25 protein-coding genes are annotated in these 24,277 nt (G+C 41.1%); 13 read left to right on the plus strand and 12 right to left on the minus strand.

Annotation, left to right across the window (positions count from 1 at the left end):
- Nucleotides 1-23: 23 nt before the first annotated feature.
- From AADY36_RS04065 to AADY36_RS04080, 4 genes are all read right to left on the minus strand, one after another.
- The gene (locus AADY36_RS04065) at nucleotides 24-1,097 is read right to left on the minus strand and encodes an energy transducer TonB (protein WP_342408535.1); all 1,074 of its coding nucleotides are present in this window, start codon (nucleotides 1,095-1,097) and stop codon (nucleotides 24-26) included.
- A 189-nt stretch (nucleotides 1,098-1,286) separates the two neighbouring features.
- Complete coding sequence (locus AADY36_RS04070; RefSeq protein ID WP_342408536.1) at nucleotides 1,287-2,219, minus strand: nuclear transport factor 2 family protein; 933 nt, start codon at nucleotides 2,217-2,219, stop codon at nucleotides 1,287-1,289.
- Nucleotides 2,216-3,178: a TIGR03571 family LLM class oxidoreductase gene (locus AADY36_RS04075; RefSeq protein ID WP_285220748.1), complete on the minus strand. Its 963-nt coding sequence runs from the start codon at nucleotides 3,176-3,178 to the stop codon at nucleotides 2,216-2,218. Before AADY36_RS04075 ends, AADY36_RS04070 begins: the two co-directional genes overlap by 4 nt.
- A 1-nt stretch (nucleotide 3,179) precedes the next feature.
- Nucleotides 3,180-3,635 carry a nuclear transport factor 2 family protein gene (locus tag AADY36_RS04080; protein WP_055022022.1) on the minus strand — a complete coding sequence of 152 codons (456 nt, stop codon included), beginning with the start codon at nucleotides 3,633-3,635 and terminating at the stop codon, nucleotides 3,180-3,182.
- A 97-nt stretch (nucleotides 3,636-3,732) separates the two neighbouring features.
- Here AADY36_RS04080 and AADY36_RS04085 point away from each other — a divergent pair, with 97 nt between their 5' ends.
- From AADY36_RS04085 to csrA, 7 genes are all read left to right on the plus strand, one after another.
- A complete protein-coding gene (locus tag AADY36_RS04085) occupies nucleotides 3,733-4,662 on the plus strand; it encodes a LysR family transcriptional regulator (RefSeq protein ID WP_342408537.1) in 930 nt (309 codons plus the stop codon).
- A 394-nt stretch (nucleotides 4,663-5,056) separates the two neighbouring features.
- Nucleotides 5,057-5,683: a GTP cyclohydrolase II gene (locus tag AADY36_RS04090; protein WP_054551277.1), complete on the plus strand. Its 627-nt coding sequence runs from the start codon at nucleotides 5,057-5,059 to the stop codon at nucleotides 5,681-5,683.
- 78 nt (nucleotides 5,684-5,761) lie between these two features.
- Nucleotides 5,762-6,556 carry a BPSS1780 family membrane protein gene (locus tag AADY36_RS04095; protein ID WP_054560784.1) on the plus strand — a complete coding sequence of 265 codons (795 nt, stop codon included), beginning with the start codon at nucleotides 5,762-5,764 and terminating at the stop codon, nucleotides 6,554-6,556.
- Entirely contained in the window at nucleotides 6,556-7,008 is a 453-nt protein-coding gene (locus AADY36_RS04100; protein ID WP_342408538.1) for a regulatory protein RecX, read from the plus strand. The genes AADY36_RS04095 and AADY36_RS04100 overlap by 1 nt, the downstream gene beginning before the upstream one ends.
- Nucleotides 7,009-7,025: 17 nt before the next feature.
- Nucleotides 7,026-9,626: an alanine--tRNA ligase gene (gene alaS, locus AADY36_RS04105; RefSeq protein WP_342408539.1), complete on the plus strand. Its 2,601-nt coding sequence runs from the start codon at nucleotides 7,026-7,028 to the stop codon at nucleotides 9,624-9,626.
- A 6-nt stretch (nucleotides 9,627-9,632) separates the two neighbouring features.
- Nucleotides 9,633-10,850: an aspartate kinase gene (locus AADY36_RS04110; RefSeq protein ID WP_054551281.1), complete on the plus strand. Its 1,218-nt coding sequence runs from the start codon at nucleotides 9,633-9,635 to the stop codon at nucleotides 10,848-10,850.
- 93 nt (nucleotides 10,851-10,943) lie between these two features.
- Nucleotides 10,944-11,135: a carbon storage regulator CsrA gene (gene csrA / locus AADY36_RS04115; RefSeq protein WP_036970495.1), complete on the plus strand. Its 192-nt coding sequence runs from the start codon at nucleotides 10,944-10,946 to the stop codon at nucleotides 11,133-11,135.
- A 27-nt stretch (nucleotides 11,136-11,162) separates the two neighbouring features.
- Here the strand turns inward: csrA and AADY36_RS04120 are convergent, their stop codons facing one another.
- Nucleotides 11,163-11,630: a YcxB family protein gene (locus AADY36_RS04120; protein ID WP_342408540.1), complete on the minus strand. Its 468-nt coding sequence runs from the start codon at nucleotides 11,628-11,630 to the stop codon at nucleotides 11,163-11,165.
- Between the two features lie 124 nt (nucleotides 11,631-11,754).
- On the opposite strand from AADY36_RS04120, the gene AADY36_RS04125 reads away from it, so the two are divergent.
- Nucleotides 11,755-12,678: a hypothetical protein gene (locus AADY36_RS04125; protein WP_342408541.1), complete on the plus strand. Its 924-nt coding sequence runs from the start codon at nucleotides 11,755-11,757 to the stop codon at nucleotides 12,676-12,678.
- 676 nt (nucleotides 12,679-13,354) lie between these two features.
- On the opposite strand, the gene AADY36_RS04130 is transcribed toward AADY36_RS04125, so the two are convergent.
- Nucleotides 13,355-13,546 (minus strand): hypothetical protein, encoded by a 192-nt coding sequence (locus AADY36_RS04130; RefSeq protein ID WP_054551284.1) that lies wholly within the window; start codon nucleotides 13,544-13,546, stop codon nucleotides 13,355-13,357.
- Between the two features lie 51 nt (nucleotides 13,547-13,597).
- Nucleotides 13,598-13,771 carry a DUF1328 domain-containing protein gene (locus AADY36_RS04135; protein ID WP_064971747.1) on the minus strand — a complete coding sequence of 58 codons (174 nt, stop codon included), beginning with the start codon at nucleotides 13,769-13,771 and terminating at the stop codon, nucleotides 13,598-13,600.
- 534 nt (nucleotides 13,772-14,305) lie between these two features.
- Here AADY36_RS04135 and AADY36_RS04140 point away from each other — a divergent pair.
- The 4 genes from AADY36_RS04140 (at nucleotide 14,306) to AADY36_RS04155 (ending at nucleotide 17,787) form a co-directional block, all read left to right on the plus strand.
- The gene (locus AADY36_RS04140; RefSeq protein WP_054560781.1) at nucleotides 14,306-14,554 is read left to right on the plus strand and encodes an OadG family protein; all 249 of its coding nucleotides are present in this window, start codon (nucleotides 14,306-14,308) and stop codon (nucleotides 14,552-14,554) included.
- Between the two features lie 15 nt (nucleotides 14,555-14,569).
- On the plus strand, nucleotides 14,570-16,342 hold the full coding sequence (oadA, locus tag AADY36_RS04145; protein WP_342408542.1) for a sodium-extruding oxaloacetate decarboxylase subunit alpha: 1,773 nt from the start codon (nucleotides 14,570-14,572) through the stop codon (nucleotides 16,340-16,342).
- Nucleotides 16,343-16,352: 10 nt separating this feature from the next.
- Entirely contained in the window at nucleotides 16,353-17,483 is a 1,131-nt protein-coding gene (locus AADY36_RS04150) for a sodium ion-translocating decarboxylase subunit beta (RefSeq protein ID WP_054560779.1), read from the plus strand.
- Between the two features lie 127 nt (nucleotides 17,484-17,610).
- Nucleotides 17,611-17,787: a hypothetical protein gene (locus tag AADY36_RS04155; RefSeq protein ID WP_200907848.1), complete on the plus strand. Its 177-nt coding sequence runs from the start codon at nucleotides 17,611-17,613 to the stop codon at nucleotides 17,785-17,787.
- Nucleotides 17,788-17,910: 123 nt separating this feature from the next.
- On the opposite strand, the gene AADY36_RS04160 is transcribed toward AADY36_RS04155, so the two are convergent.
- Complete coding sequence (locus AADY36_RS04160; RefSeq protein WP_054560778.1) at nucleotides 17,911-19,227, minus strand: peptidoglycan DD-metalloendopeptidase family protein; 1,317 nt, start codon at nucleotides 19,225-19,227, stop codon at nucleotides 17,911-17,913.
- Between the two features lie 399 nt (nucleotides 19,228-19,626).
- On the opposite strand from AADY36_RS04160, the gene tyrS reads away from it, so the two are divergent.
- On the plus strand, nucleotides 19,627-20,826 hold the full coding sequence (gene tyrS, locus AADY36_RS04165) for a tyrosine--tRNA ligase (protein WP_285220752.1): 1,200 nt from the start codon (nucleotides 19,627-19,629) through the stop codon (nucleotides 20,824-20,826).
- A 59-nt stretch (nucleotides 20,827-20,885) separates the two neighbouring features.
- Here tyrS and AADY36_RS04170 read toward each other — a convergent pair whose 3' ends face one another.
- From AADY36_RS04170 to folE2, 4 genes are all read right to left on the minus strand, one after another.
- On the minus strand, nucleotides 20,886-21,836 hold the full coding sequence (locus AADY36_RS04170) for a cobalamin biosynthesis protein CobD/CbiB (RefSeq protein WP_285220753.1): 951 nt from the start codon (nucleotides 21,834-21,836) through the stop codon (nucleotides 20,886-20,888).
- A 1-nt stretch (nucleotide 21,837) separates the two neighbouring features.
- Nucleotides 21,838-22,545, minus strand: a complete 708-nt coding sequence (gene mtnN / locus AADY36_RS04175) for a 5'-methylthioadenosine/S-adenosylhomocysteine nucleosidase (RefSeq protein ID WP_342408543.1) — start codon at nucleotides 22,543-22,545, stop codon at nucleotides 21,838-21,840.
- A gap of 103 nt (nucleotides 22,546-22,648) precedes the next feature.
- Entirely contained in the window at nucleotides 22,649-23,242 is a 594-nt protein-coding gene (locus tag AADY36_RS04180; protein ID WP_054560775.1) for a DUF2726 domain-containing protein, read from the minus strand.
- An 81-nt stretch (nucleotides 23,243-23,323) separates the two neighbouring features.
- Nucleotides 23,324-24,244 (minus strand): GTP cyclohydrolase FolE2, encoded by a 921-nt coding sequence (gene folE2, locus AADY36_RS04185; RefSeq protein WP_054560774.1) that lies wholly within the window; start codon nucleotides 24,242-24,244, stop codon nucleotides 23,324-23,326.
- Nucleotides 24,245-24,277 lie beyond the last annotated feature (33 nt).

Genomic DNA, 24,277 nt, shown 5'->3' on the forward strand with positions numbered 1-24,277 from the left:
GGGTCGCATTGCGACCCTGTTATTTATCTTTTTATTTTAAAGTCTAATTGCACCCGAGAAGTTGCAGCAATGGCTTGACCATTTTCAAACTTAGGCGCATAACGCCATTTTTTCATTGCTTTTACTGCTTCTCTTTCAAATGCAGTACCACCTTCAGAGTCAACCACAGTTATATTGTCTACAAAGCCTGACGGGGTTACTTCAAATTCCATCACGACAATGCCGTCTTCCATACGTTGTGCTTTTGACATTGGATATTTCGGTGGCACACGGTACAACGGCTCTTGTTCTTGGCTTTCTTTCCAAGGCACCATTTTCGCAATCGCTAAGCAATGTTTGGTTGCTTCGTCGCTTTTACCTGTTTTTTCGTATAAGTGAACCAACTTCGAATGGGCGTTTAATTCGGTTTGATGATCAAAGTCTAGCTCTTGATCAAATACGCTAACTACGTGATTCAATCGCTCAATGGCGGTGCTGTATTTACGTTGGTTTTCTGCGAATGCGGCAACTAAAAAGTCAGCGCTAATACGATCGACAGCGTTATTTGGTAAGTTTTCTTGGTAGTACTTATCGGCTTCTTCAAGATATTCCTTCGCTGTGTAATAGCGCTCGCCAGTGCCTTTATAAGCAAGGATACGAGCGGCGGTCATTTTTGCATCAGCAACAAGCTTGTCTGAGTTTTGTTTTTCAGCAATAGCAATGACATCATCAAGATATGTATCAGCGCGCTTTGCTGAGGGAGTTGATTCTGCCATGCCGATTAATGAGTCATACACTTGCACACTTAGCTTGCCGTGGTTTTTTTCAAGTATTTCGTAGGCTGTGCGATATAACTCAAAGCGTTGTTCTTGTTCGCTTTTAGCAAGGCTGTTTGCATAGTTAATAGCAAGATTGGCGGTGTTGTCGGCACTTTCACCATAAATTTCTTTGCCAAGCTCAAACGCTTTTTTGGCAAGCTCACTACTGTCTTGCTTATTTTCTACAGCAGCGACATAAGCGCGGTAGGTGTCGTTAAATTCTTGGGTGGTCGTTTCATTGGCAATGCCTTGCTGACTAAATAGTAATGCAACACATAAGGCAAGTGAGCTCTTTTTCATAATATTCCTTATTATTTTGCCCAGATAAGAGGGGATTAACACTTGTTGATGATAATCATTATCATCATGAGGTACAAGGTATCTAGTAATTTTTAATGTATCACTGTTTTTAATTTAAGCAAAAACAGTGATTAAGCTTAACAGGTCGCAGGTACTTATGAAAAAGCGCTCACATTGAGCGCTTTTTTGTTAGATTATAAACTCAGGCAAATTCTGTTCATCAAACCAACCCGGTATGTAATGCGATTCGTAAAGTCGCCAACAGTTATCTGACTCTAATCTTGCTGCTAACTGATAGTGAGCTGCATAGGTTTTTTGATTGCTATCATTCACGGGGTTTTCGGGAATGATTCGGGCAATGATAAATCGAGCTGCTTTTTTATCTTGGCTAACCTCCATTTTGACCAACTCTGCAAAGTGCTGCCAAAATGGCGCAAGCAGTCTAAAGTTTTTTAAATTCCCTATAACACTTTCTCTACCAGATAAATCACCTAAAGGAGGAAAGCTGCCATGTATATCTTGGCTGTAGCAATCAATAAGTAAATTAATATCACAATTATCAACAGCAAATGCATACTTGTTATAGAGATCAATGAGAGCTTGCTTTGGCTCTGCAGCTTTAAACTTACGAATTAATGCCCATGGAGAGTGTAATTCACTCACAATTGTTGGTTCGCCATCAACTAGCTGCCACCCCTGAACTCCAGGAAGCATGTTCCAGTTAGGAAGCAAGGATTGCTGTCCTTTATTCCAGTTAACCTGAAATTTAATGTGGTTAATAAGCCATTGCTGGTCTTCATAAACGAAATGAAAAATAAATGTACAACCACATAAAAAGCGTTTTTGCCCATGATTTATATCTACATAAGCGTAGCTGCTTGCTGCAGCAAAATCCTTTTGGTGTGCAGTAAACGTATTTGTAAATTCAGCATTCGTTGCATAGTTTTTGAAATCTTCACTCAAGGTTGTTGATACATGCTTTTGCCCATTTATAGAGCCATGGTGCTGACTTATGAAAACGATATCAGAGCTAAACAGCTTTGCTAACGAGTGCTTATCCGAGCGTAACCAGCTATCTTTAAACTGAGATATTAAGTTTTCGAGCTGTTCTTGAGTACTCATACAGCAGGCTCTCTTTGCTCTTTTTCAAGAGCAGGAATAACAAAGCTACCCAATTCATCAATTACATCTTGGGCAGCCCTTCGAGAAGGTTTTAAGTTTAGTGCAATGTGTTTTACGCCAAGCTCTCTGTGTTTTAACAGTCGCTCAATAAGGGCATTTCGGCCAATTCGTACAACGTTATAAAAACGCTGATACGGGGCATCTGGGTTTTTATCTAAGTCAAAAAATGTCGCATAGCCGTAATGTGGGCTTGTGTTGCTATTGCTTGCAATTGATAGGTTGTTAATGATTTCACTGATGGCTTGTTCATTATCAACAGCCCAAATCCAAGCATTAACATTATTAGCCAACCACTCAAATGATTGCCTAGAACGACCAACGGCCATAACGGGTATCTGTTGGTTTACTGGTTTTGGATAAAGGTCAAGTGAACCATCAAGCTCGCCGTAATGTTGGCTAATGTGTTTAGGAAAGCTTTGTTGGTGTAATGTTTTGATAATTTCAACTGACTCTCTGTAGCGCTCAGCACGCGCGTTAAAATCGACACCAAAAGCCGGGTATTCAACTGGCCTATCTCCGGTTGAAACTCCTAACACAAAACGACCATTACTTAGATGATCTACTGAAGCTGCTTGTTTGGCAACCATGATAGGATCGCGTAATGGTAAAACAGCCCCTGCGGTGCCTAAAGTAATTGTATTTGTATGCGCAGCAATGAAACCTGCGTAAGTGAATGGATCAAGCATCTGTGCAGCATCACCAAAATTAGGATCATAAAAAGGCACATCCCTAAACCAAATACTGGCAATACCTGCTTGTTCAGCCTGCTTAGCCGTTGCTATATCAGCATTGAGGGTAGGGAAAGGGCTGCTAGGGTAAGCTTCAAGGGGAGTGAGCAATCCCAGCGTTAATTTGTTGTCGGCAAATACATTTGTAAAGCTAGTTGGTAGATTATTCATGTTACTGAACTCCCGAATTCGCTGGCCAGACAACATCAAGTTTAGAGTGGCTAATGCGCCATTGACCGTCGATTTTTTCATAGCGATCTAAGTATCGGCCCACTAATAAAAGGGGAGATTCGCTTTGCTCCCTACTTGTAACAAAGTCAATTAGATAGCACTCACCCTGTGCTGTCGTTTTATCTGTCAGTACTATTTGATGGTTCATTACGGCATGAACAAAAGGGAAGTGCTTTCTATTGTGGGTATCGAATTCATCATAAGCATTTTTTAATCCTTGCTTTATCTGTTCAATTCCATTCATTTCTCCCACTGTTACTTCGACTCGTGCGTTGCTAGTAAATACTTCTTCCATTTTATGAATTTGGCCAGAGTCTAAAAGTTGGCTGTAGTTTAAGCGAAGAGTTCGGATCTCTTCTTTTTCGAGTAAATCGAGAAGTTTGCGTTCGCTCATCATGTTTCTCTATTGCTGAATAAGTGAATACTATTTTATTATCTTCTTTTTAAATGATAACCTAGCTAATATTCCATTTATTCTGTCCTGAGATTCCACAATGAAACCAGAAGGTAGCCCTTTCTTTGGTATTCGAGAGTTTGTTGAAACACTACGCATGGGTACATTCACAGCAGCTGGTAATCGGTTAGGTTTAACAGGCTCCGCTGTTGGCAAAACTGTTACTAGGCTTGAAAGTAAGTTAGGTACAAAGCTACTGCATCGAACAACTCGTAAAATTATGGCAACCCCAGAAGGGCAGCATTATTTTGAAGGCTGGGTAAAAATACTGGCTGAAATAGATAGCCTAGAGCAAGCTGTCACTGCCGGTAGCCATAATGTTTCAGGGCAAGTAAAGCTTCACTTACCTGCGGCATTCGGCCGTAAGTATGTAATGCCAATACTTTCTAAACTAGCAAATAAGTATCCTAAACTAGAGCTTGCGGTTCACTTTAGTGAAAGTCGTATAAATTTAATAAATGAAAATGTTGATTTGGTGGTACGTATCGGCACATTAGAAGATGATGCCGATCTGGTAGCAAAATTGTTGGGTTATCAAAAACTAACAGTGTGTGGTAGTCAAGATTATTTTGACCAGCATGGTGTGCCAGACACTCCAGCGGATTTGCTCACTCATGATTGTATTATTGGCAGTAAGCGCTCTTCGCAGCCAACATGGTTGTTCAAAGATAGTAAAAAGCAGTCATTTAACCAGCTAATCAATGCCAGATATATGCTCAGTGATGGAGATGCGATGCTTGATGCCGCACTTAATGGTTTAGGTGTTGCACAATTACCTACATGGCTTATTCAAGAGCAGCTAGATAGTAATAGACTAACTAGTGTTTTAGATACCTTTTCAGGTGCGGTTATGCCAATTAATGTTGTTTGGCCACGCTCAAGATATTTAAAGCTTAGTCAAAGGGTTATAATTGATGAGTTAGCAGAGCAGTTTAAGCTTCAAGCATCACTTTTTGGTTATTCTTCATAATTGTTTATCTAGCGCTTTTAGTGCGTTATTAATCAGCGCTGAGACTCATCATAACACTGTTATTTTTATTATTTTGATAGGTGGTTGATAAAGGCTTAGCGGTTTATTGAGATTAAACTAATCTATTTTTTCGAATATCTACAAAGGTTTATTTATTAATTTATTTTATTTCAAAGGCCTAACTCTAAAAAGTAGAGCTTTTAAGGTGTTTTTTTAGCGCCACTAAAGCGAGGCGCAAAGCTCGTATCTTGGGGTGGTTTGAGTGTATAATACTTGAATTGCTGGTAACTGCCTCAATATTAGTTATCACTCGTCGTATGTTGCATCCTTACAACCTTCAAGCTGTTGTAATCACATTTGCAGTATCGCATTTATTTTTTAATTTGGATTTGTCGTGGCGCAAGTAAGAGCAAGAGTCCAGCTGAATGTTGGCAAAAACAGTGATATCCCTGCAGAAATCGTATCTTTCAGTGGCTTAAATGATGGCCAAGAACATGTTGCTTTAGTGTTTAATCAAGCTGACACAGAGCAAGATGTCCCTTTAATTCGTATGCATTCAGAGTGTTTAACGGGCGATGTATTCCATTCATCACGTTGTGATTGTGGTGAGCAATTAAATGAGTGTATCGAGATGATGCACCAACAAGGCGGTATTTTACTGTATTTACGCCAAGAGGGCCGTGGCATTGGTTTATACAATAAAATTGATGCTTACGTATTACAGTCGCAAGGCATGAATACGTACGAAGCGAATAACCACTTGGGTTTTGCTGATGATTTACGTGACTTTTCAGACGCGGTATTAATGCTTGAAGCACTCAATCAAAAGCACGTTAAGCTAATGACTAATAACCCAAATAAGCTTAAAGCACTGCGTGATGCAGGGATTGAAGTTGATTCAGTGGTTGGCACTCATGCGCACATTAAGGCGGGTGTGGTAGGTAACCGAGCTTACCTCGAAACGAAAATCAAACATGGTTCGCACATGCTTGATATTAAAAAAATTAAAAAGCCTGAGTAAATTTCACTACAGGTGACTATAAACAAGTAGCGCACCCAGTTATACTCGGTGCGTTTTGTCGTTATTGAATGAGAAACTATGTCGATCGAAGTACGTATTTTTAAAGCTGATGCGGGCGTTAAATGGTTTAAAGCTGGATGGGAAATCTTTAAGCTGCAACCTTTGACTTTTATTTTAATGCATCTGCTAATCGTGATAATTAGCTTTTTGGCATTGCTACTACCTTTACTGCAAGTTGTTGGTGCGTTTGTGACGCCATTTTTGATGGCGGGTTTTTATCAAGCTGTGTTAACAAAGCAGCAAGGCGGGACTGTCAGCCAAGCTGATATTTTTAAACCCTTTAGTAATAAGGGGAACCGTATAGGTTTAGTGCGTGTGGCTGTGTATCAGATGGCGGCAGGTATTTTATTGGCCTTACTGTCTAATTTCATTTTTGCAGATGCCTACGCAGTTATTTCGAGTCAGACTTTTGATCCACAAAACCAATCACATATTGCAGATTTATTGGCAACCATTTCAATGGGACAAGTTGCGGTATTCTTAGTGGCGATCTGTGTGTATTTAACCGCTTTTGCCTATGCAGTGCCTTTGGTTTATTTTCAAAAACAAAGCAATATGTTTCAGGTTTTAAAAACCTCATTCATGGTGTTTTACCATAATATGGCACCATTGAGTGTTTATGGCCTAATTTGCGCCGTTTTAATGGTGATCTGTATTCCTTTATCGTTTATTCCACTATTGGTTTTAATGCCAATTTGTTACATTAGCTTCTTCGTGTCTTTTCAGGCCATTTTTATGCCAGTTGTACCAAAAGGTGATGACCAAACAAAAGCACCTGAAGCGCCCTCACAATCAGGACGCTTTGACGCGTAATGGATGATAAAGAACAAAAGTTAAAAAATTACGTACTTTGGTTATTGTCTCGACAAGATTATTCGCGTCGGGATTTAACGCGAAAGTTACAGCAAAAAGAGGCGATGCCCGAGTTCACAGAGCGCTTGTTAGATTGGTGTGAATCACACAACTTTATTAACGAACAGCGCTATTGCGAAGGGTTTGTACGCCGCCATTTAGCTAAGTATCATGGTGTAAAACGCATTCAGAGCGAAGCAATGGCAAAAGGGATAGACCGAGCACTATTAGATAAGACGCTCGAGGAGTTCGAAGTCGATTGGTTCGAACTCGCAAAGGACGCATATTTAAAGAAGTTTTCAAATTCAGGTAAAGAACTCGACCAGAAAGAAAGAGCGAAACGTGTACGCTACTTGATGTATCGAGGCTTTAATTACGAACAAATTGATTTTGCAATGCAAGCACAGCAATAAACGGGTGAGATTTTCACATGCAGCATATGACTACCGCACAGATCAGGCAACAGTTCTTAGACTTTTTTGCCTCTAAACAACACCAAATTGTTCCTTCAAGCTCGCTGATCCCGGGTAACGATGCCACGTTATTATTCAATAACGCCGGTATGGTGCAATTTAAAGATGTATTTTTAGGTGCGGAAAGCCGCCCTTATTCACGTGCAACCAGCTCACAACGTTGTGTGCGTGCCGGTGGTAAACATAACGACCTTGAAAACGTAGGTTACACTGCACGTCACCATACATTCTTCGAAATGTTAGGTAACTTCAGCTTTGGTGATTACTTCAAGCAAGACGCAATCAAGTTTGCTTGGGAGTTTTTAACTGATGTTGTAAAACTACCGCAAGAAAAGCTACTTGTTACCATTTACCACGATGATGAAGAAGCCTTCAACATTTGGCATAAAGAAGTGGGTCTTAGTGAAGACCGTATTATTCGCATTGCAACCAGCGATAACTTCTGGTCAATGGGTGATACAGGTCCTTGTGGTCCATGTTCTGAAATCTTTTACGATCACGGTGAAGAAATTTGGGGTGGTCCTCCAGGTTCACCTGAAGAAGACGGTGACCGTTTCATCGAGATCTGGAACCTAGTATTTATGCAGTATAACCGCCATGCCGACGGTACAATGGAACCGCTTCCTAAGCAGTCTGTTGATACAGGTATGGGTCTTGAGCGTATCTCTGCAATTTTACAAGGCGTGCACTCAAACTACGAAATCGATTTATTCCAAGCTCTAATTGCAGCAGCGGCTAAAGTGACAAACGCACAAGATTTAGATGATAAATCGTTACGCGTTGTGGCTGACCACATTCGTTCGTGTGCGTTCTTAGTATCTGACGGCGTTATGCCATCAAATGAAGGCCGTGGTTATGTACTTCGTCGTATTATTCGTCGTGCCGTTCGTCATGGTAACAAGCTAGGCGCGAAAGGTGCATTCTTCTATAAGCTAGTTGCTGCACTAATTGAGCAAATGGGTCAAGCGTACCCAGAGCTTGCTAAGCAACAAGAAATTATTGAAAAAGTACTGCGTATCGAAGAAGAGCAGTTTGGTAAAACACTTGAGCGTGGTCTGGCTATTTTAGAAGAAAGCCTAACTGACATCGAAGGTGATGTGATCCCAGGTGACTTAGTATTCAAACTTTACGATACTTACGGTTTCCCAGCAGACTTAACGGCAGACGTGGCGCGTGAGCGTTTTATGACGATTGATGAGCACGGCTTCCAAGAGTGTATGGCTGTTCAGCGTAAGCAAGCACAGCAAGCTGGTAAGTTTGGTGCTGATTACAACCAACAACTTAAGTCTGAAAAACACACAGACTTTAAAGGTTACGATGCAGAACATTACACAGGTACTGTGGTTGAGCTTTTCTTAGAAGGTCAATCGGTTTCTGTACTTGAAGATGGTCAAGAAGGTATCGCAATCTTAGACCGCACACCGTTTTATGCTGAATCAGGTGGTCAGGTTGGTGACACGGGTGTGTTAAAAGTTGCTGGCGGTGAGTTTGTAGTGACTAACACCACGAAACTTGGTAATGCATTTGCACACCATGGTCGTGTACAAGGCCGTATTGGTACAAACGATAAAGCAGAGGCAACAATTGATGCAGCACGTCGCGATAGCATCAAGAAAAACCACACTGCAACACACATTTTACATGAAACGTTACGTCAAATTTTAGGCGAGCACGTAAATCAAAAAGGTTCACTTGTTGACCCTGAGCGTTTACGTTTTGACTTCTCTCACTTTGAAGCGGTAACAAAAGACGAATTACGCCAAATCGAGCGCGCAGTGAACGATGAAATCCGCCGTAACTTTGCTCTTGAAACTGAGCTAATGGCTATTGAAGATGCTAAAGCAAAAGGTGCAATGGCATTATTCGGTGAAAAATACGACGACGAAGTTCGCGTAGTAACCATTGGTGACTACTCAATCGAGCTATGTGGTGGTACTCACGTTAAGCGTGCAGGTGATATTGGTTTATTTAAAATCGTATCAGAAAGCGGTATCGCAGCCGGTATCCGCCGTATTGAAGCGGTAACGGGTGCTGAAGCGGTTGCTTATGTAAGTGAGCAAGAGCAACAACTAAACGATGTTGCAGCACTAGTTAAAGGTGATAGCAGCACAGTACTTGAAAAAGTAACTGCGTTACTTGAGAAATCAAAAGGCCTAGAGAAGCAAATTGCACAGCTTAACGACAAGCTAGCAAGTGCGGCTGGTGCATCGTTACTTGACTCTGTTGTTGAAGTGAACGGTATTAAACTACTGGTTGCTGATGTTGCAGGTACTGAGTCTAAAGCACTTCGTGGCATGGTTGATGACCTGAAAACGAAGATTGGTTCAGGTGTTATTGCCCTTGGCGTAGCTAATGGCGACAAAGTAAGCCTAATTGCAGGTGTAACTAAAGACCTAACAGGTAAAGTGAAAGCCGGTGAGCTTGTAAATCACATGGCTGCACAAGTCGGCGGTAAGGGCGGTGGTCGTCCTGATATGGCGCAAGCAGGTGGTACTAAGCCAGAGAACCTAGCTGCAGCCTTAGAAAGTGTAACTGGTTGGTTATCTGAGCGTTCTTAACTACTAGTGGCACTTATCGTCCAAAAATTCGGTGGCACCTCAGTTGGCTCAATAGAGCGAATTGAGGCCGTCGCCGACCTTGTTGTAAAAACCAAGCAACAAGGCCATCAAGTTGTGGTGGTGCTCTCGGCGATGTCGGGAGAAACTAACCGTCTAATTGAACTCGCTAAACAAATCGATTCTCGACCCAGTGCTCGTGAGCTTGATGTATTGCTAACTACCGGTGAGCAAGTGTCAGTCTCTCTGTTAGCAATGGCTATCATTAAACGTGGTCACTCAGCGGTAAGCTTACTTGCTGATCAGGTCAACATTCGCACCGATAACATGTTTGGTAAAGCGCGTATTGAAGAGATTGCTGCGACTCGTCTTAAGCATGAACTTGAGCATAACCGAATTGCCATTATAGCGGGCTTTCAGGGCCGTGATATCGAAGGCAATATCACTACGCTTGGGCGCGGTGGTACAGATACCTCTGCGGTTGAGATTGCAGGCGCTATCAATGCCGATGAATGTCAAATTTACACCGATGTTGATGGGGTATACACGACCGACCCGCGCATTGAGCCAAATGCGCGACGTATGAGCCATGTCACTTTCGAAGAAATGCTCGAAATGGCCAGTCTTGGTGCTAAGGTTCTGCATATTCGTAGTGTCGAAGCCGCAGGGAAATATAATATACCGCTCAGAGTGTTATCGAGTTTTAACCCGGATCAAGGGACCTTGATCAGTTTTGAGGAGCCGGATGTGCAAGCAAACATTGTGTCGGGTATCGCCTTTAATCGTGACGAAAGTTTGATTTACGTTAATGGCGTGCACCAAGGAACGGAAAACCTTGCAAAAATTTTGAAACTTTTTGCAGAATTCGGCATCGAAATAGATATGATTAATCAAGTTAATCATAACTTTGAAAAAATAGACTATGCTTTTACTGTGCACACGAATGATTTTGAGCAAGCGCTTGAAATTTTGACCAGTAACCAAGATGGTATCAGCGCAGAATCTATTAAAGGGATCAGCAATGTTGCCAAGGTGTCTGCAGTAGGTGTAGGGATGAAATCTCACTCTGGTGTGGCAAGTTTATTTTTTAATGCCCTTGCCGATGAAAACATCAAAGTGATGCTTGTATCGACATCAGAAATAAAGATATCAGTTTTAATTGACGAAAAGTATTTAGAACTGGCTGTACGTGCGCTGCACAAAGTTTTTTTAACTGAAAATGAATAAGATCTAGAGTTTTTACTTACTTTTAAGTCTATATTTCATTAGAATGTTTTTGACGCGGAATCTTTTAATTTTTTGGAACATGGGAGCAAGAGAATGCTAATACTAACTCGTAGAGTAGGTGAAACCCTTATGATCGGTGACGAAGTAACAGTTACTGTTCTTGGTGTTAAAGGAAATCAAGTTCGCATTGGTGTAAATGCACCTAAAGATGTATCAGTACATCGTGAAGAAATCTACATGCGAATCCAAGCAGAGAAATCTAACCCAAATCCGGGCAACGTTTAATCAGCGACAGATATTTTTAAGAGCCACTCACTGAGTGGCTCTTTTATTTAGGTCTGCTGTCATTTCATCATTTAGCGCTTGTTTAGAAATATATTGCATACCGCGCTGAGCCTTTAAAATATAACCTCGCTCAGTTTCAATAATCTCACTAATTTGTTGCCAGCTTAACTGGTAGCTTTTATGCGGGTTTTCGGCTTTAACGCCTTCATCATCAAATACGACAGTCACTTCGCTACCCGATGCACGACTCATCATTTGTCTTGCGACCCACCATGGGCGTTTGTAGTAAAACGATAAGCACTCAACCACGGCAAGCATAATCATAAAGCTGCCTAAATAATGATTATCTAATTGATAAAAAGCTAATAAGCCTAAGGTTATTAATAATACCAATAGCGGGTATTTAGGCTTAGCTTGTGATGAATAAGGTAAAGACTCATCAAAGCATTCGTAATAATACGGTTTATCTAATTTGTAAGTTGTACTTAAAGTCATTTGTGGGCTCACTTAATTTGCTGGCGGCAGTTTAACATTGATAGAAAAAATCTTCCGTAGTTGGTTTTCATTTAGTTGTCATTGTGAGAGCTTAAGGTATGCGTATTTTAAAGGTGTAAGTTGTATGTTTGTTAGTTCAATGTCATTAGCACTTGCAATGACCACAAATACTTTTTTAGTTATGGGCGATATGCCATACACCCCGATTGATGAAATCAATCTCGCCAAAGACGGAAAAATTACCAAGGCAATCGCAGCAACACCTCATGGCTTTTTAATGCATCTTGGTGACATGAAATCGGGAGCGCTTGCTTGCACGAATAAACTTTTGCAAAGTAATAAAGCGTTATTAACGTCGTTGACCACACAGCCTTTTATTTATACCCCCGGTGATAATGAATGGACCGATTGCGACCGAGAAAAGCTATCGGTGCGTTTTGATGAGCTTGAACGCCTAAGCTTTGTTAAAGGCTTGATGTTCGACGATGCTTATACAAAAAAAGTACAGCAACTTCAGGGTTATGCAACCCAAGCTGAAGTGCTAGAAAATGCCCGCTGGCAGTTTGATGGTATTGAGTTTCGTACCTTACATATACCGGGCACTTTTAATGGTCGCTCACAAATTTTAAAAAGTGATAAAAACGCTGCACTAGATGCCGCCGACAAGCGTGATAAGTACAACTTAACTTGGTTAAAACAAGCGCTTGTTCAACAAGACGCTAAGGCCTATGTATTTGGTTTTCAGGCTGATATTTACCACCCGACCAGTAAACCTGCTTGCAGTGAATCACAACGCTCTAATTGTGATGCATTTAAAATATACCGAGATGCTATCAGCGATTTTGCAAAGCACACCAATAAGCCTGTACTTGTAATGCATGGCGATACCGGCCCATATTGCCAGCAGCAGCTAGCGAGTAACTTAACGCGTTTAAATGTACCTGGCGACTTTGCTGTAAGTGATGTCGCAAAGGTGAGTTTTATCGACGGCCAGTGGCATATAGCGAGTTTAACGACAAATGTGCCCCTCACTAAGGTATGTGAGTGATAACGTTGGGTAGATCGGAGACGCACTCAGAGCCATCAGCTTTCAGCCGTCAGCTATCAGATTAAAACCCAACAAGTTAGCGAGTTTGAGGCTCACGTAGGCGTGAAATTTATTTCGCGCGATGTTTCTTAAATCTACGTGTAAGTCGTAGGTCGGGCTTTAGCCCGTCAATGTTAACGGTTATGTGTCGCCATAAATGACGACCTACGTGACGTAGGTTAGAGCGGAGCTGAACCCAACAAGTTAGCGAGCTTCTAGGGGAAAGAGTAAAGTTAGCGAGTTTGAGGCTCACGTAGGCGTGAAATTTATTTCGCGCGATGTTTCTTAAATCTACGTGTAAGTCGTAGGTCGGGCTTTAGCCCGTCAAGTATGAGTGATAAAATATGTGTCGCCATAAATAGCGACCTACGTGACGTAGGTAGAACGGAGCGAAACCCAACAAGTTAACGGGTTTCTAGGGGAAAGAGTAAAGTTAGCAAGCTCCTTGACACAAGCAGCAGGCAGACTAGAGTTGCTAACTTGCTAACTTGCTAACTTGCTAACTTGCTAACTTGCTAACTTGCTAACTTGCTAACTTGCTAACTTGCTAACTTGCTAACTTGCTAACTTGCTAACTTGCTAACTTGCATACACAAAAAAGCGGCACTTGGCCGCTTTTCTTAAGTAAGGTGTGTTGTTAGCAGTTAGTTTCTTCTGCGTTAACACCTTCTTTTACTTCTTCACATGCATCTTCAACTGCATTTTGTGTATCAGTAATTGCTTCATCAATACGCTCACCTGCGTCTTCAGCAGAGTTGTCTTCACAACCCATGATGAATAAACCTGAAAATAGGGCGATAGTAGCGGCTTTTAAAGTTGAATTTTTCATAATGAAATTCCTTGTAAATTTAAAATAAAGTAAGTGGTTATCTGCTTTTAACTACTTAGGGACACTGCCTCTAAGTGCTCCTGATACCAGCGAAATAACTAGTAATACTAAAAATATAAAAAAGATAATCTTAGCGATGCCTGCAGCGGCTCCTGCGATACCGCCAAAACCTAACACTGCTGCGATTAACGCGATAACTAAAAAAGTAATTGTCCAGCGTAACATAGTGGTCTCCTTGGCTATTTAAATTTTCTTAAGTTCGATGTAACTAAAGCGAGTTCTGTGCCATAAGTTTTATTTTATATATTTCAACGGGTTGGGTGTTTTTGTTGTTCTTGAGAGGGTTCATCATTTGGTAACTTTTACGAGTAAGCATGTAACTTATTCATAGTGATATTTTTTCATATTGAGCTGAATGAAGAAAAAGAGTATTTCTGCGATTATTGGTAAGACCAATTTAACTTTATTGTAAGGTAATAGCTCTAACACCTTGTTGTGCGTGGTTTTTAGGCTTTTTACTATGATTGGTTAATAGCTGAACATATAACGTTTGGCTATATTGACTATTTATATCATCTATAACGGGGCTTTAAATGCGCTAATAGTAGGGTGTTAATTATATGTGCGTCATGTTATTTTAAATTTAATTGGTTTTACCAATTTACAATGGTGCTATACAAATGAATTTTGTTTGTTATTATTGGTGCATAATTATTTAACAAAAATAACTTTTTATTTTAAGTAAGCGAGGGGAGTCGTATGGATATAGGTGGATTACTCACCACTGCGGCCAGTTTGATGGTGACAGGCATGGTAGGCGTGTTTGTTTTTCTGACTATTTTGATTTCAGCAGTCACTTTAATGTCAAAGGTAGTGGGTCGATTTGATGATCCTGCAACTGCAGAACCTACGCGTACAGCAAAAATTCAACCTCAACAGGGTGTGCCACAGGCACATATTGCAGCAATCAGCGCTGCAATTGCTCAATTTCGAAATAAACAAAAATAACGGGGCAGCTTAAACATGGCTAAATTAAAATTAACCGAATTAGTATTGCGTGACGCACACCAGTCTCTTTTGGCAACGCGTATGCGCTTAGACGACATGCTACCCATGGCAGAAAAACTCGATAATGCGGGTTACTGGTCAATTGAATCATGGGGTGGTGCGACGTTTGACTCGTGTATCCGTTATTTAGGTGAAGATCCTTGGCAACGTATTCGCGAGCTAAAAGCGGCAATGCCAAACACTAAGCAACAAATGCTACTACGCGGACAGAATCTTCTAGGTTACCGTCATTATGCTGATGATGTAGTCGAAAAGTTTGTTGAGCGTGCCCACAAAAACGGTGTTGATGTTTTCCGTATTTTCGATGCGATGAACGATGTACGTAACCTTGAAACTGCCATTAAAGCTGCAGTTAAAGTAGGTGCTCATGCCCAAGGTACTATTTCGTACACAGTAAGCCCAGTCCATACGCTTGATATGTGGCTTGAGCTTGCAAAACAACTAGAAGATCTTGGTTGTCATTCAATTTGTATTAAAGATATGGCAGGTTTATTAAAGCCATATGATTGCGAACAGTTGATCAAAGGCTTAAAAGACACTGTATCTATTCCTATCGCAATGCAATGCCACGCGACGACAGGTTTAAGTACTGCAACTTACCAAAAAGCAATCGATGCGGGTATCGATATGCTTGATACGGCGATTTCGTCAATGAGTATGACCTATGGTCATAGTGCCACAGAAACTATTGTTTCAATCGTAGAAGGCACTGAGCGTGACACCGGTCTTAATTTAAATGAGTTAGAAGAAATTGCCGCTTACTTCCGTGATGTACGCAAGAAATACGCTGCTTTTGAAGGCAGCCTTAAAGGTGTTGATGGTCGTATCTTACTAGCCCAAGTACCTGGCGGTATGTTAACTAACATGGAAAATCAGCTTAAAGAGCAAGGTGCTGCTGATAAGCTTGATCAAGTATTACTTGAGATCCCGCGTGTTCGTGAAGACTTAGGTTACATTCCTCTAGTTACACCAACGTCGCAAATTGTAGGTACTCAAGCGGTACTTAATGTGTTGACTGGCGAGCGTTATAAAACCATCACTAAAGAAACTGCGGGTGTACTCAAAGGCGAGTATGGTGCAACACCGGCGCCAATGAATAAAGAGCTACAAGAGCGTGTACTAGAGGGGGCTGAAGCAATTACGTGCCGTCCTGCTGATAAGCTTGAACCTGAACTTGAGAAGCTTGAAGCAGAGTTATTAAGTGAAGCTAAAGAGCAAGGTTTAGAGCTTGCTAATGACGTGATTGATGATGTGCTTACTTACGCATTATTCCCTCAAATCGGCCTTAAGTTTATTAAAAACCGTAACAACCCTGATGCGTTTGAAGCAATTCCAACGGGTGAAGTCGCTAAGTCAGAAACTAAGCCAGCCTCTACAAGCCCTGCAAAAGCAGAGCAATACAGCGTTAAAGTTGATGGCAAAGTTTACGATGTCGTTGTAGCGCAAGGTGGTGAGCTCAAAGAAGTAACCCTAAAAGACAGTGAGTTAATTCCTCAGTCAGCTTCAGCGTCTGTTAGCGAAACCTTAAACGCGCCGTTAGCAGGCAATATTTTCAAAGTGAAGGTAAAAGCTGGCCAAACAGTAAATGAAGGTGATGTGGTTATCATTATGGAAGCGATGAAAATGGAAACAGAAGTTCGCGCTGCACACTCAGGCACAATAGCTGAAGTATTAGTAGCAGAAGGCGACTCTGTTGCCACTGGCGATGCGCTAATCGCACTGGCATAGGAGACAGAGGATGGATGGTGTTTTAAACCTCTGGCATGCCACGGGTATTGCTAACTTTACTTTTCCAGCATTGATCATGATTGCGGTTGGTTGCTTGTTACTCTATTTAGCAATCGCCCGTAACTTTGAGCCACTGTTGTTATTACCTATCGGCTTTGGGGCTATTTTAACTAATATCCCAGTTGCTGGGTTATCTGAGCCGGGTGGTCTTTTATATTACGTGTACCATATCGGGATTGACTCTGGGGTATTCCCACTTTTGATCTTTATGGGCGTGGGTGCACTCACAGACTTTAGTGCCCTGATAGCTAATCCGCGTATGTTGCTGTTGGGCGCGGCTGCGCAGTTTGGTATTTTTGCTACTTTATTTGGTGCAATTCTACTTAACTTTATTCCTGGCTTTGAATTTTCGCTACAGGATGCATCGGCCATCGCCATTATTGGTGGGGCAGATGGTCCAACAGCTATTTTCTTAGCATCTAAGTTGGCACCTGATTTACTTGGTGCAATCGCAGTAGCGGCTTATTCATACATGGCACTTGTGCCAATTATTCAGCCGCCAATTATGCGCGCACTAACAACGCAAGAAGAGCGCGAAATTCAAATGCCGCAACTTCGTACAGTATCGAAAAAAGAGAAAATTGTTTTTCCATTAATGGTGCTTAGTTTAACTATCTTGTTTTTACCTGCGGCAACACCGCTGGTAGGTATGTTCTGCTTAGGTAACTTGATGCGTGAATCAGGTGTGGTTGATCGTTTAAGCAATAGTGCACAAAACGAAATCATCAACATTACCACCATTTTCTTAGGCTTAGCGGTAGGCTCAAAGCTTGCAGCCGATAAGTTCTTAACCGTAGAAACAATCGGTATTTTGGTGTTAGGTGCTTTAGCCTTTGCAATCGGTACAGCTTCAGGGGTATTTATGGCAAAAGGTCTTAATAAGATCTCTAAATCGCCAATCAACCCATTAGTAGGCGCAGCAGGTGTGTCAGCGGTACCAATGGCAGCACGTGTGGTTAATAAGGTAGGCCTTGAGAGCAACCCGCATAACTTCTTGTTAATGCATGCCATGGGACCAAACGTAGCAGGGGTATTAGGAAGTGCCGTTGCAGCAGGTATTTTGTTAGCGATTGTTGGCTAATAACACGATTAAGTCGATTTACTTCCAACCGACTGGCGCAGTAATTTTACTGCGCTTTTTTTTGCCTATAGACTAGGGTCACCCTAAAGAAATTGTAGTTAAATGATAGTTGTGTAAGGAAGCCGCCATGAATGTTTTTATTATCTTATTATGCCTTTTTGTTGCTTTGGTTATTTTAATACCGCTACTTGAAAAGTATCAGTCTAAAATGGGGCTTGATGGCGCGACAAAGTATGCAAAGTATATTTGGCCACTGGTGATGATTTCGCTGATTATTCAACTTATCTATGTTCTTTTAAGGTAATAATAGTATTAACCCGCAGTGCTATCAGTACTGATTTTAGTAAAGTCTATAATAGTTTTAGCCAGATTTATTCTGGCACAAAAAAGCCGCTTCAATTGAAGCGGCTTTTACATGTTTACTTAACTACTTATTTAACGCTAATTGTAACTCACGGTTACGCTGTAATTGCGCTAAGAAGTTATCAGCAATCGGTTTAAACTTAGCTAACTCATCGCGCGGTAGAGGCTCTGATTTAGGTAGTTTGACCGTTTTAGGGTTACGGTGAACACCGTTTACTAAGAATTCATAGTGTAAGTGTGGGCCCGTCACACGACCTGTCGCACCAACAGTACCAATCTTCTGGCCTTGTTTCACTTTCTGACCAGTTCTAACCATCTTTTTGTTTAAGTGTAAGTACTTAGTCACATACTGTGTGCCATGGCTAATAAATACATAATTACCATTGTATTTACTGTAGCCTGCTTTAATCACTTTACCATTACCCGATGATACAACTGGCGTACCGGTACGCGCTGCGTAATCGATACCGTTATGAGGTTTTACCGTTTTGGTCACTGGGTGTAAACGACGCGGATTAAAGCTCGAGCTAATATACTTAAAGTTAACTGGCGCACGTAAGAAGGCTTTTTTCATGCTACGGCCTTCAGGTGTGTAGAAGTTACCATCAGTATGGCGAATAGCGGTATAACGCTCACCTTGGTTAATAAATTCTGCGGCAATAATTTTACCATCACCAATGTACTCACCATCAACATAGTGAGCTTCATAAATTAGACCAAATTGGTCACCTTTACGAATGTCATTAGCAAAGTCGACATCCCAACCGAAGATGTCAGCAAAATTCATAATTTGACGCTCGCTCAAGCCAGCGGCAATGCCTGACGTCCAAAAACTATTAGAGATCTCGCCGCCAGCCGACTTACTTAGCGTTTCGATTTCTTTGCTATCGATAGAAGTGTCGTAGTTACCTTCGTCATTTAATGTAACGTATAAGGTATCTGTTTTTGAGATCACATAACGTAGCTGCGCTAGAGAACCATCTTCAGCCGTTGCAAAGCTTAAGATTTCGCCTGGGTGAATTTTTGTTAACTTACGAGTTTCAGCGTTGGTGTTAACTAGTTTGTGTAATGTTTGCGCTGAGAAACCCGCACGTTTAAAGATAAGTGCTAAATTATCGCCATTACGTACTTCATGGTCGATAAGCTCGTATTCTGGAAGTTTTGCTGCTGCTTGCTGTGAATTAAGCTCAGTTAGTTTTTCGTTATCATCAACTTTAACTTGTAATTCGTAGCGTTTGCCAATTTCAAGTGCTTTTGCACTGTTATCCTTTGAAGCGGTGGCTTTTTCAGAAGGCAATAATGCCAAGCCAACAATAGCAGAAACCAAACCGAGAATAAGCAGTTTGTGTTTTTTGGGAAGTTTGTGCACTACGTGAACCATATCGTGCCTTTTCTGCTGTCAAGAAATTTAAATACTAATATCGCAGGATATACCTAAAATAGAGCAAATACCAGTGTTTTGTAGATTTAAACTGGCGCTATTTTACGCTAGAATTGCTCAGCGCGTTAAACTTTTTTGGTTAAAATTGCAGCAGATGCCTATGGTTAAACTAAATCTATATTAGTTAACTAAAGTACCTTCATTAAATTGCAATAACGCGGTATAAAGAACAATCATGCGCGCTGCCTTCAGGGCTGTTTCTTAAACTATTTAAGTTAGGCTTTTTTCTAGTGTCGCTTTTTGGTGCTAACTAGCTAAATTTTAAAGTTTTTAGCTCTATATTTTATAACCCTGATAGGCCACCACGCCCCGGTAGCTGAATTTTTGGAGTAATACACAGTGGATTTACAAACCGCTCTAGCTGAGATAAAACGCGGTGCAGAAGAGATATTAATTGAAGACGAATTAGTCGAAAAGCTAAAGTCTGGTAAGAAACTTAAGATCAAAGCGGGTTTCGATCCAACTGCGCCTGATCTGCATTTAGGTCATACAGTTCTTATCAACAAAATGAAAACCTTCCAAGACCTAGGTCATGAAGTGATTTTCTTAATCGGTGACTTCACCGGTATGATTGGTGATCCAACGGGTAAAAACGTAACACGTAAACCGTTAACTCGTGAAGATGTTTTAGCTAATGCTGAAACCTATAAAGAGCAAGTATTTAAAATTCTTGATCCTGCTAAAACAACGGTTGCATTCAACTCTGCTTGGATGGAGAACTTAGGTGCAGCAGGTATGATTAAACTGGCTGCGCGTCAAACAGTAGCACGTATGCTAGAACGTGATGACTTTAAAAAGCGTTATGCCAACGGTCAATCGATTGCTATCCACGAATTTTTATATCCACTGGTACAAGGTTGGGACTCAGTTGCATTAGAAGCTGATGTTGAGCTTGGCGGTACAGACCAACGTTTTAACCTATTAATGGGTCGTGAATTACAAAAAGACGAAGGCCAAAAGCCACAAACAGTACTTATGATGCCACTGCTTGAAGGTACTGACGGCGTTCAGAAAATGTCTAAGTCATTAGGTAATTACATTGGTATTACTGATGAGCCAAACGACATGTTTGGTAAAGTAATGTCTATCAGCGATGATCTAATGTGGCGTTACTATGACTTATTAAGTGCTTTATCAATCGAAGAAATTGCTGCGCTTAAACAGCGTGTTGCTGATGGTGCAAACCCGCGTGACATCAAGATTGAGCTTGCAAAAGAAATGATTGCACGTTTCCACAGTGAAGAAGCAGCCGAAGGTGCTCATCAAGATTTCATCAAGCGTTTCCAAAAGAATGCATTACCAGATGAGATCCCAGAAGTGACAGTAACAATTGCTGAAGATACTGTGTTTATTACTAATCTATTAAAAGAAGCTAACCTTGTAGCTAGTACGTCAGAAGCAATGCGTATGATTAAACAAGGTGCTGTAAAGATTAATGGTGAAGAGAAAGTAACGGATACTAAGCTTGAAATTGCTAAAGGCACAACACAGATTTACCAAGTAGGTAAACGTAAGTTTGCTAAAATCACCTTAGCTTAATAAAGCTAATTGGTATAAAAAAACCAGCTGCGGCTGGTTTTTTTGTGCTTATATTTTGATTAGTTTGTGAATAGGCCAATTACTTCAATCCCGACTATCAGTAGTAACCAAAATGCTTTCGCTTGATTTAAGCGATTCACTAAGGCAGGAATATCATCGGCATCTGGTAAGCGATCGGTCCCAACACGCATTTTATTAAAGCGCTCACCTTGGTAAAGGGCAGGGCCGCCTAATTGCACTTGCAAAGCAGCCGATGTAACACTTAACAGCCATCCTGTATTGGTTTGATAAAAGTGTCTGCCATAGTGTTTTATATAATGAATACATTGTTTACTGGCATTGGTTGCTGCAATCGTTAATGCAACTAATCGAGTGGGTAACCACTCCAATACAAACAGTAACTTAGAAATGGGAGCCAAAAACGGGTTGTTGGGTTTTAGGTTTTTTCGCCATGCTTGATGAATTAATGTGAGTAAACGATAAACCAAAGCAAGGATAGCGCCGCCAAGTAGATAAAAGAATATAACGGCAAAATAATGCCGCGCACTTTGTAGCACCAGTGACTCCATGGTTGCTTTGCAAATGCCTGGGGCTGATAAACGTGATACATCACGGGCAACGAGGCTAGCTAGTAGCTCTCTTGCAGTCGCTTTTTGGTTGAGCTTGAGTAATCTGGCAATACGTAATGATTTCTTCTCTTGAGCGCGGCTACTGAGTAACAAATATAAAATTAAGCCATTTAATAGCTCAGGGTAAAAAGCAAACTCTAAAAACAGCACAACCAATGTCACTATCACTAAAATGGTGAGAGTAAAAGCTAAGGTTGAGGCTAAATATTGATAGTTTTTGGGGTTCGTTGGGTTGTATAAACGCTCGCTAAGCGCAGAGAAAATAACGGTTAAAAAGGTATTAGGATGATACCAACTAACCAAAGGAAAGAAGCGCTCAGCTAAGAGCGCGACAAAAAATACAATAATGTCCAAATGGTTTTGAACAATATTTGCAATCACCTTATAAACTCACCGATGTTAGCTTCTCTAAAAGAGCAACAACCATTTTAGATGAGTTGATAGATGCAGTTTCGATATACTCTTCAAATGATTGCGGCGACTCTTTGCCAGCAATGTCAGACATTGAACGAATAACAACAAATGGTGTTTCTAGCACATGACAAGCTTGTGCAATTGCTGCACCTTCCATTTCTACTGCAAGCATAGTTGGGAATTCAGCACGTGTTTTTTCAATTCGTACCGGGTCACACATGAATGAATCACCAGTACAAATTAGGCCAATCATGGTTTTAACATCGCTGATTTGACTTACGCTTTGCTCTGCCGCTTCAATCAGTTTAGGGTGCGCAGCAAAGCCAGCTGGCATTTGTGGTACTTGACCGATTTCGTAACCGAATGCAGTTACGTCTACATCATGGTGACGAACTTCTGAAGAAATAACCACATCGCCTACATTTAGCGATGGCTCAAAACCACCTGCAGAACCTGTGTTGATCACACAATTTGGACTGAAGTTATCGATTAGTAGTGTTGTTGCTACTGCAGAAGCCACTTTACCAATACCAGATTGAACTAAAGTAACTGTGTTACCCGCTAGTTCACCGGTGTAAAAGGTAAAACCAGCTTTAGTCATGATGCTTGGGTTTACCATTGCTTCGCGTAAGATTTTTACTTCTGGCTCCATCGCGCCAATAATACCAACGTGCATAATATTTGATTCCTTAGATTGAATAGGATGATTATACCTAAAAATGCCTGAAACAAACAAAAAAGCAGACCTTAAAGTCTGCTTTAGCCAATATTATGACAGGTTATATTTCTGCAAGCGCCGTTGAGTGTGCTTTTGCTTGTGATGGTGATAATACCGCAGGTTTAGTAACGCGGTTGCGTGCAGGTCTTGCAGGCGCTGCTGCAGGTTTACCAAGTTTAAACATGATTGCATCACGCACTTCTCTTGGTTGATAACCTGATTTTACCTTCATGCGAATATGCGGGATGCCTGCCGCTTCTAGCGCGCCACTAACAAACCAGTCACGTTGTGCTTTATGGCCGTCGCGGTTGGTGTTATTGACTAAATCAACGGCGGCAACAATAGTAAGTTTGTCTTTGTCGATAAGCACGTAATCTAACTGTTTGTTTTTGGCTTTAGCCATTGCAGCGCGCTTAGCTTTGACAGATAAGCCTTGCTTACAGTCGATTAAATCAATGAGTTTAACGCGGCTGACGATTTTATATTGGTCGCCTACAGCACGTTCTAGAAGATGTAAAAAAGCACTCTCAACTTGCGTAAAAACAGTTTGCTTACGAGTGAAAGGATAAGGGTTTCCGCCTTCATCGGTAAACTTTGACGCAACAACAGAGGCTACTACGACTAATACTAAAATTGATAATAAAGCGAATTCCATACGGTAACTCCACAACAACAAATTGACACTGAAAATTAATAGCAATTAGCGTGCCTAAGTGTGTGAAGTCACCCGAAATTTTTAAGCCGTGTATCCGCCAGCAACCCCTTTAACAGCGATAGCTACTGCGTCGTGGGCATGAAGTGATTCATAGTGGTTTATTTGCAGCCAATAATCTGCGTAGCTTTGCTGTTCAAGTAAACCTTTAATTTTACGAGCAGCATCTTCGCAGAACATGAGGTTTTGACCATTTAAGCGGGCAAACTCTTGCTCATCTTCACGTTTGACAGCCGCTTGTACAGGCGTTTTTAGCTCAGCTTCTAAAGCATCAATTAAGCCAACCACATCAAAACTGTCAATTTTGCTGTCGAGCTTTACTTTCACGTTTGCAATTGAACGTTGTGAGTGTGGTGTAGCAACAATGCCGTCAGTTGTGCCTAGCCATTCTAAAACAGTTTGCTTATCAATATTTTGCTCTGCAAACTTTTCGCTAAAGGCATTTTGAATTAATTGACGAGCAAGAGCCGCTGAACATGGGCATGTTGACGAGTAAGTCACATCAACCATTAACTCAAAACTTACAGTGCCTTGGTTGATCTTAGCGATCAAATGAACAGGGTAGTTTTTCCAACCTACTTTGCCACTTAATAAAGATTTACGACGCAGAGGTAGCTCAAATTTAAATTCGATTTGTGCTTGGTCACTTAAATCATCATGGCTGCTAATAAAGGCATCAAGTGCTTGTTTAAGAGTTTGTGGATTAACTTGCTGCTCGGTTGATAAGGTATCAAGGGCTAAAAATAAACGCGACATATGAATGCCTTTTGCGTCTTCTTTATGCAAGTTTACAAAAGCGCGTGCCTTGGCAATTACATTTACAGGGGCAATATTGCGAGTTTCAAAAATGAAAGGAAGTTCAATTTCGCCCATGCCAACCCAGTCTAATTTACCTGTTTGTAAGGCGGGAGCCGTATCAGCAATATCTGGCATTGTGGTTTGCATGGTAATACTCATTCTTTGCAATTATTAAAGCGC

The organism is Pseudoalteromonas sp. D15MCD-2 (assembly GCF_038562745.1).
GTDB lineage: Bacteria > Pseudomonadota > Gammaproteobacteria > Enterobacterales > Alteromonadaceae > Pseudoalteromonas.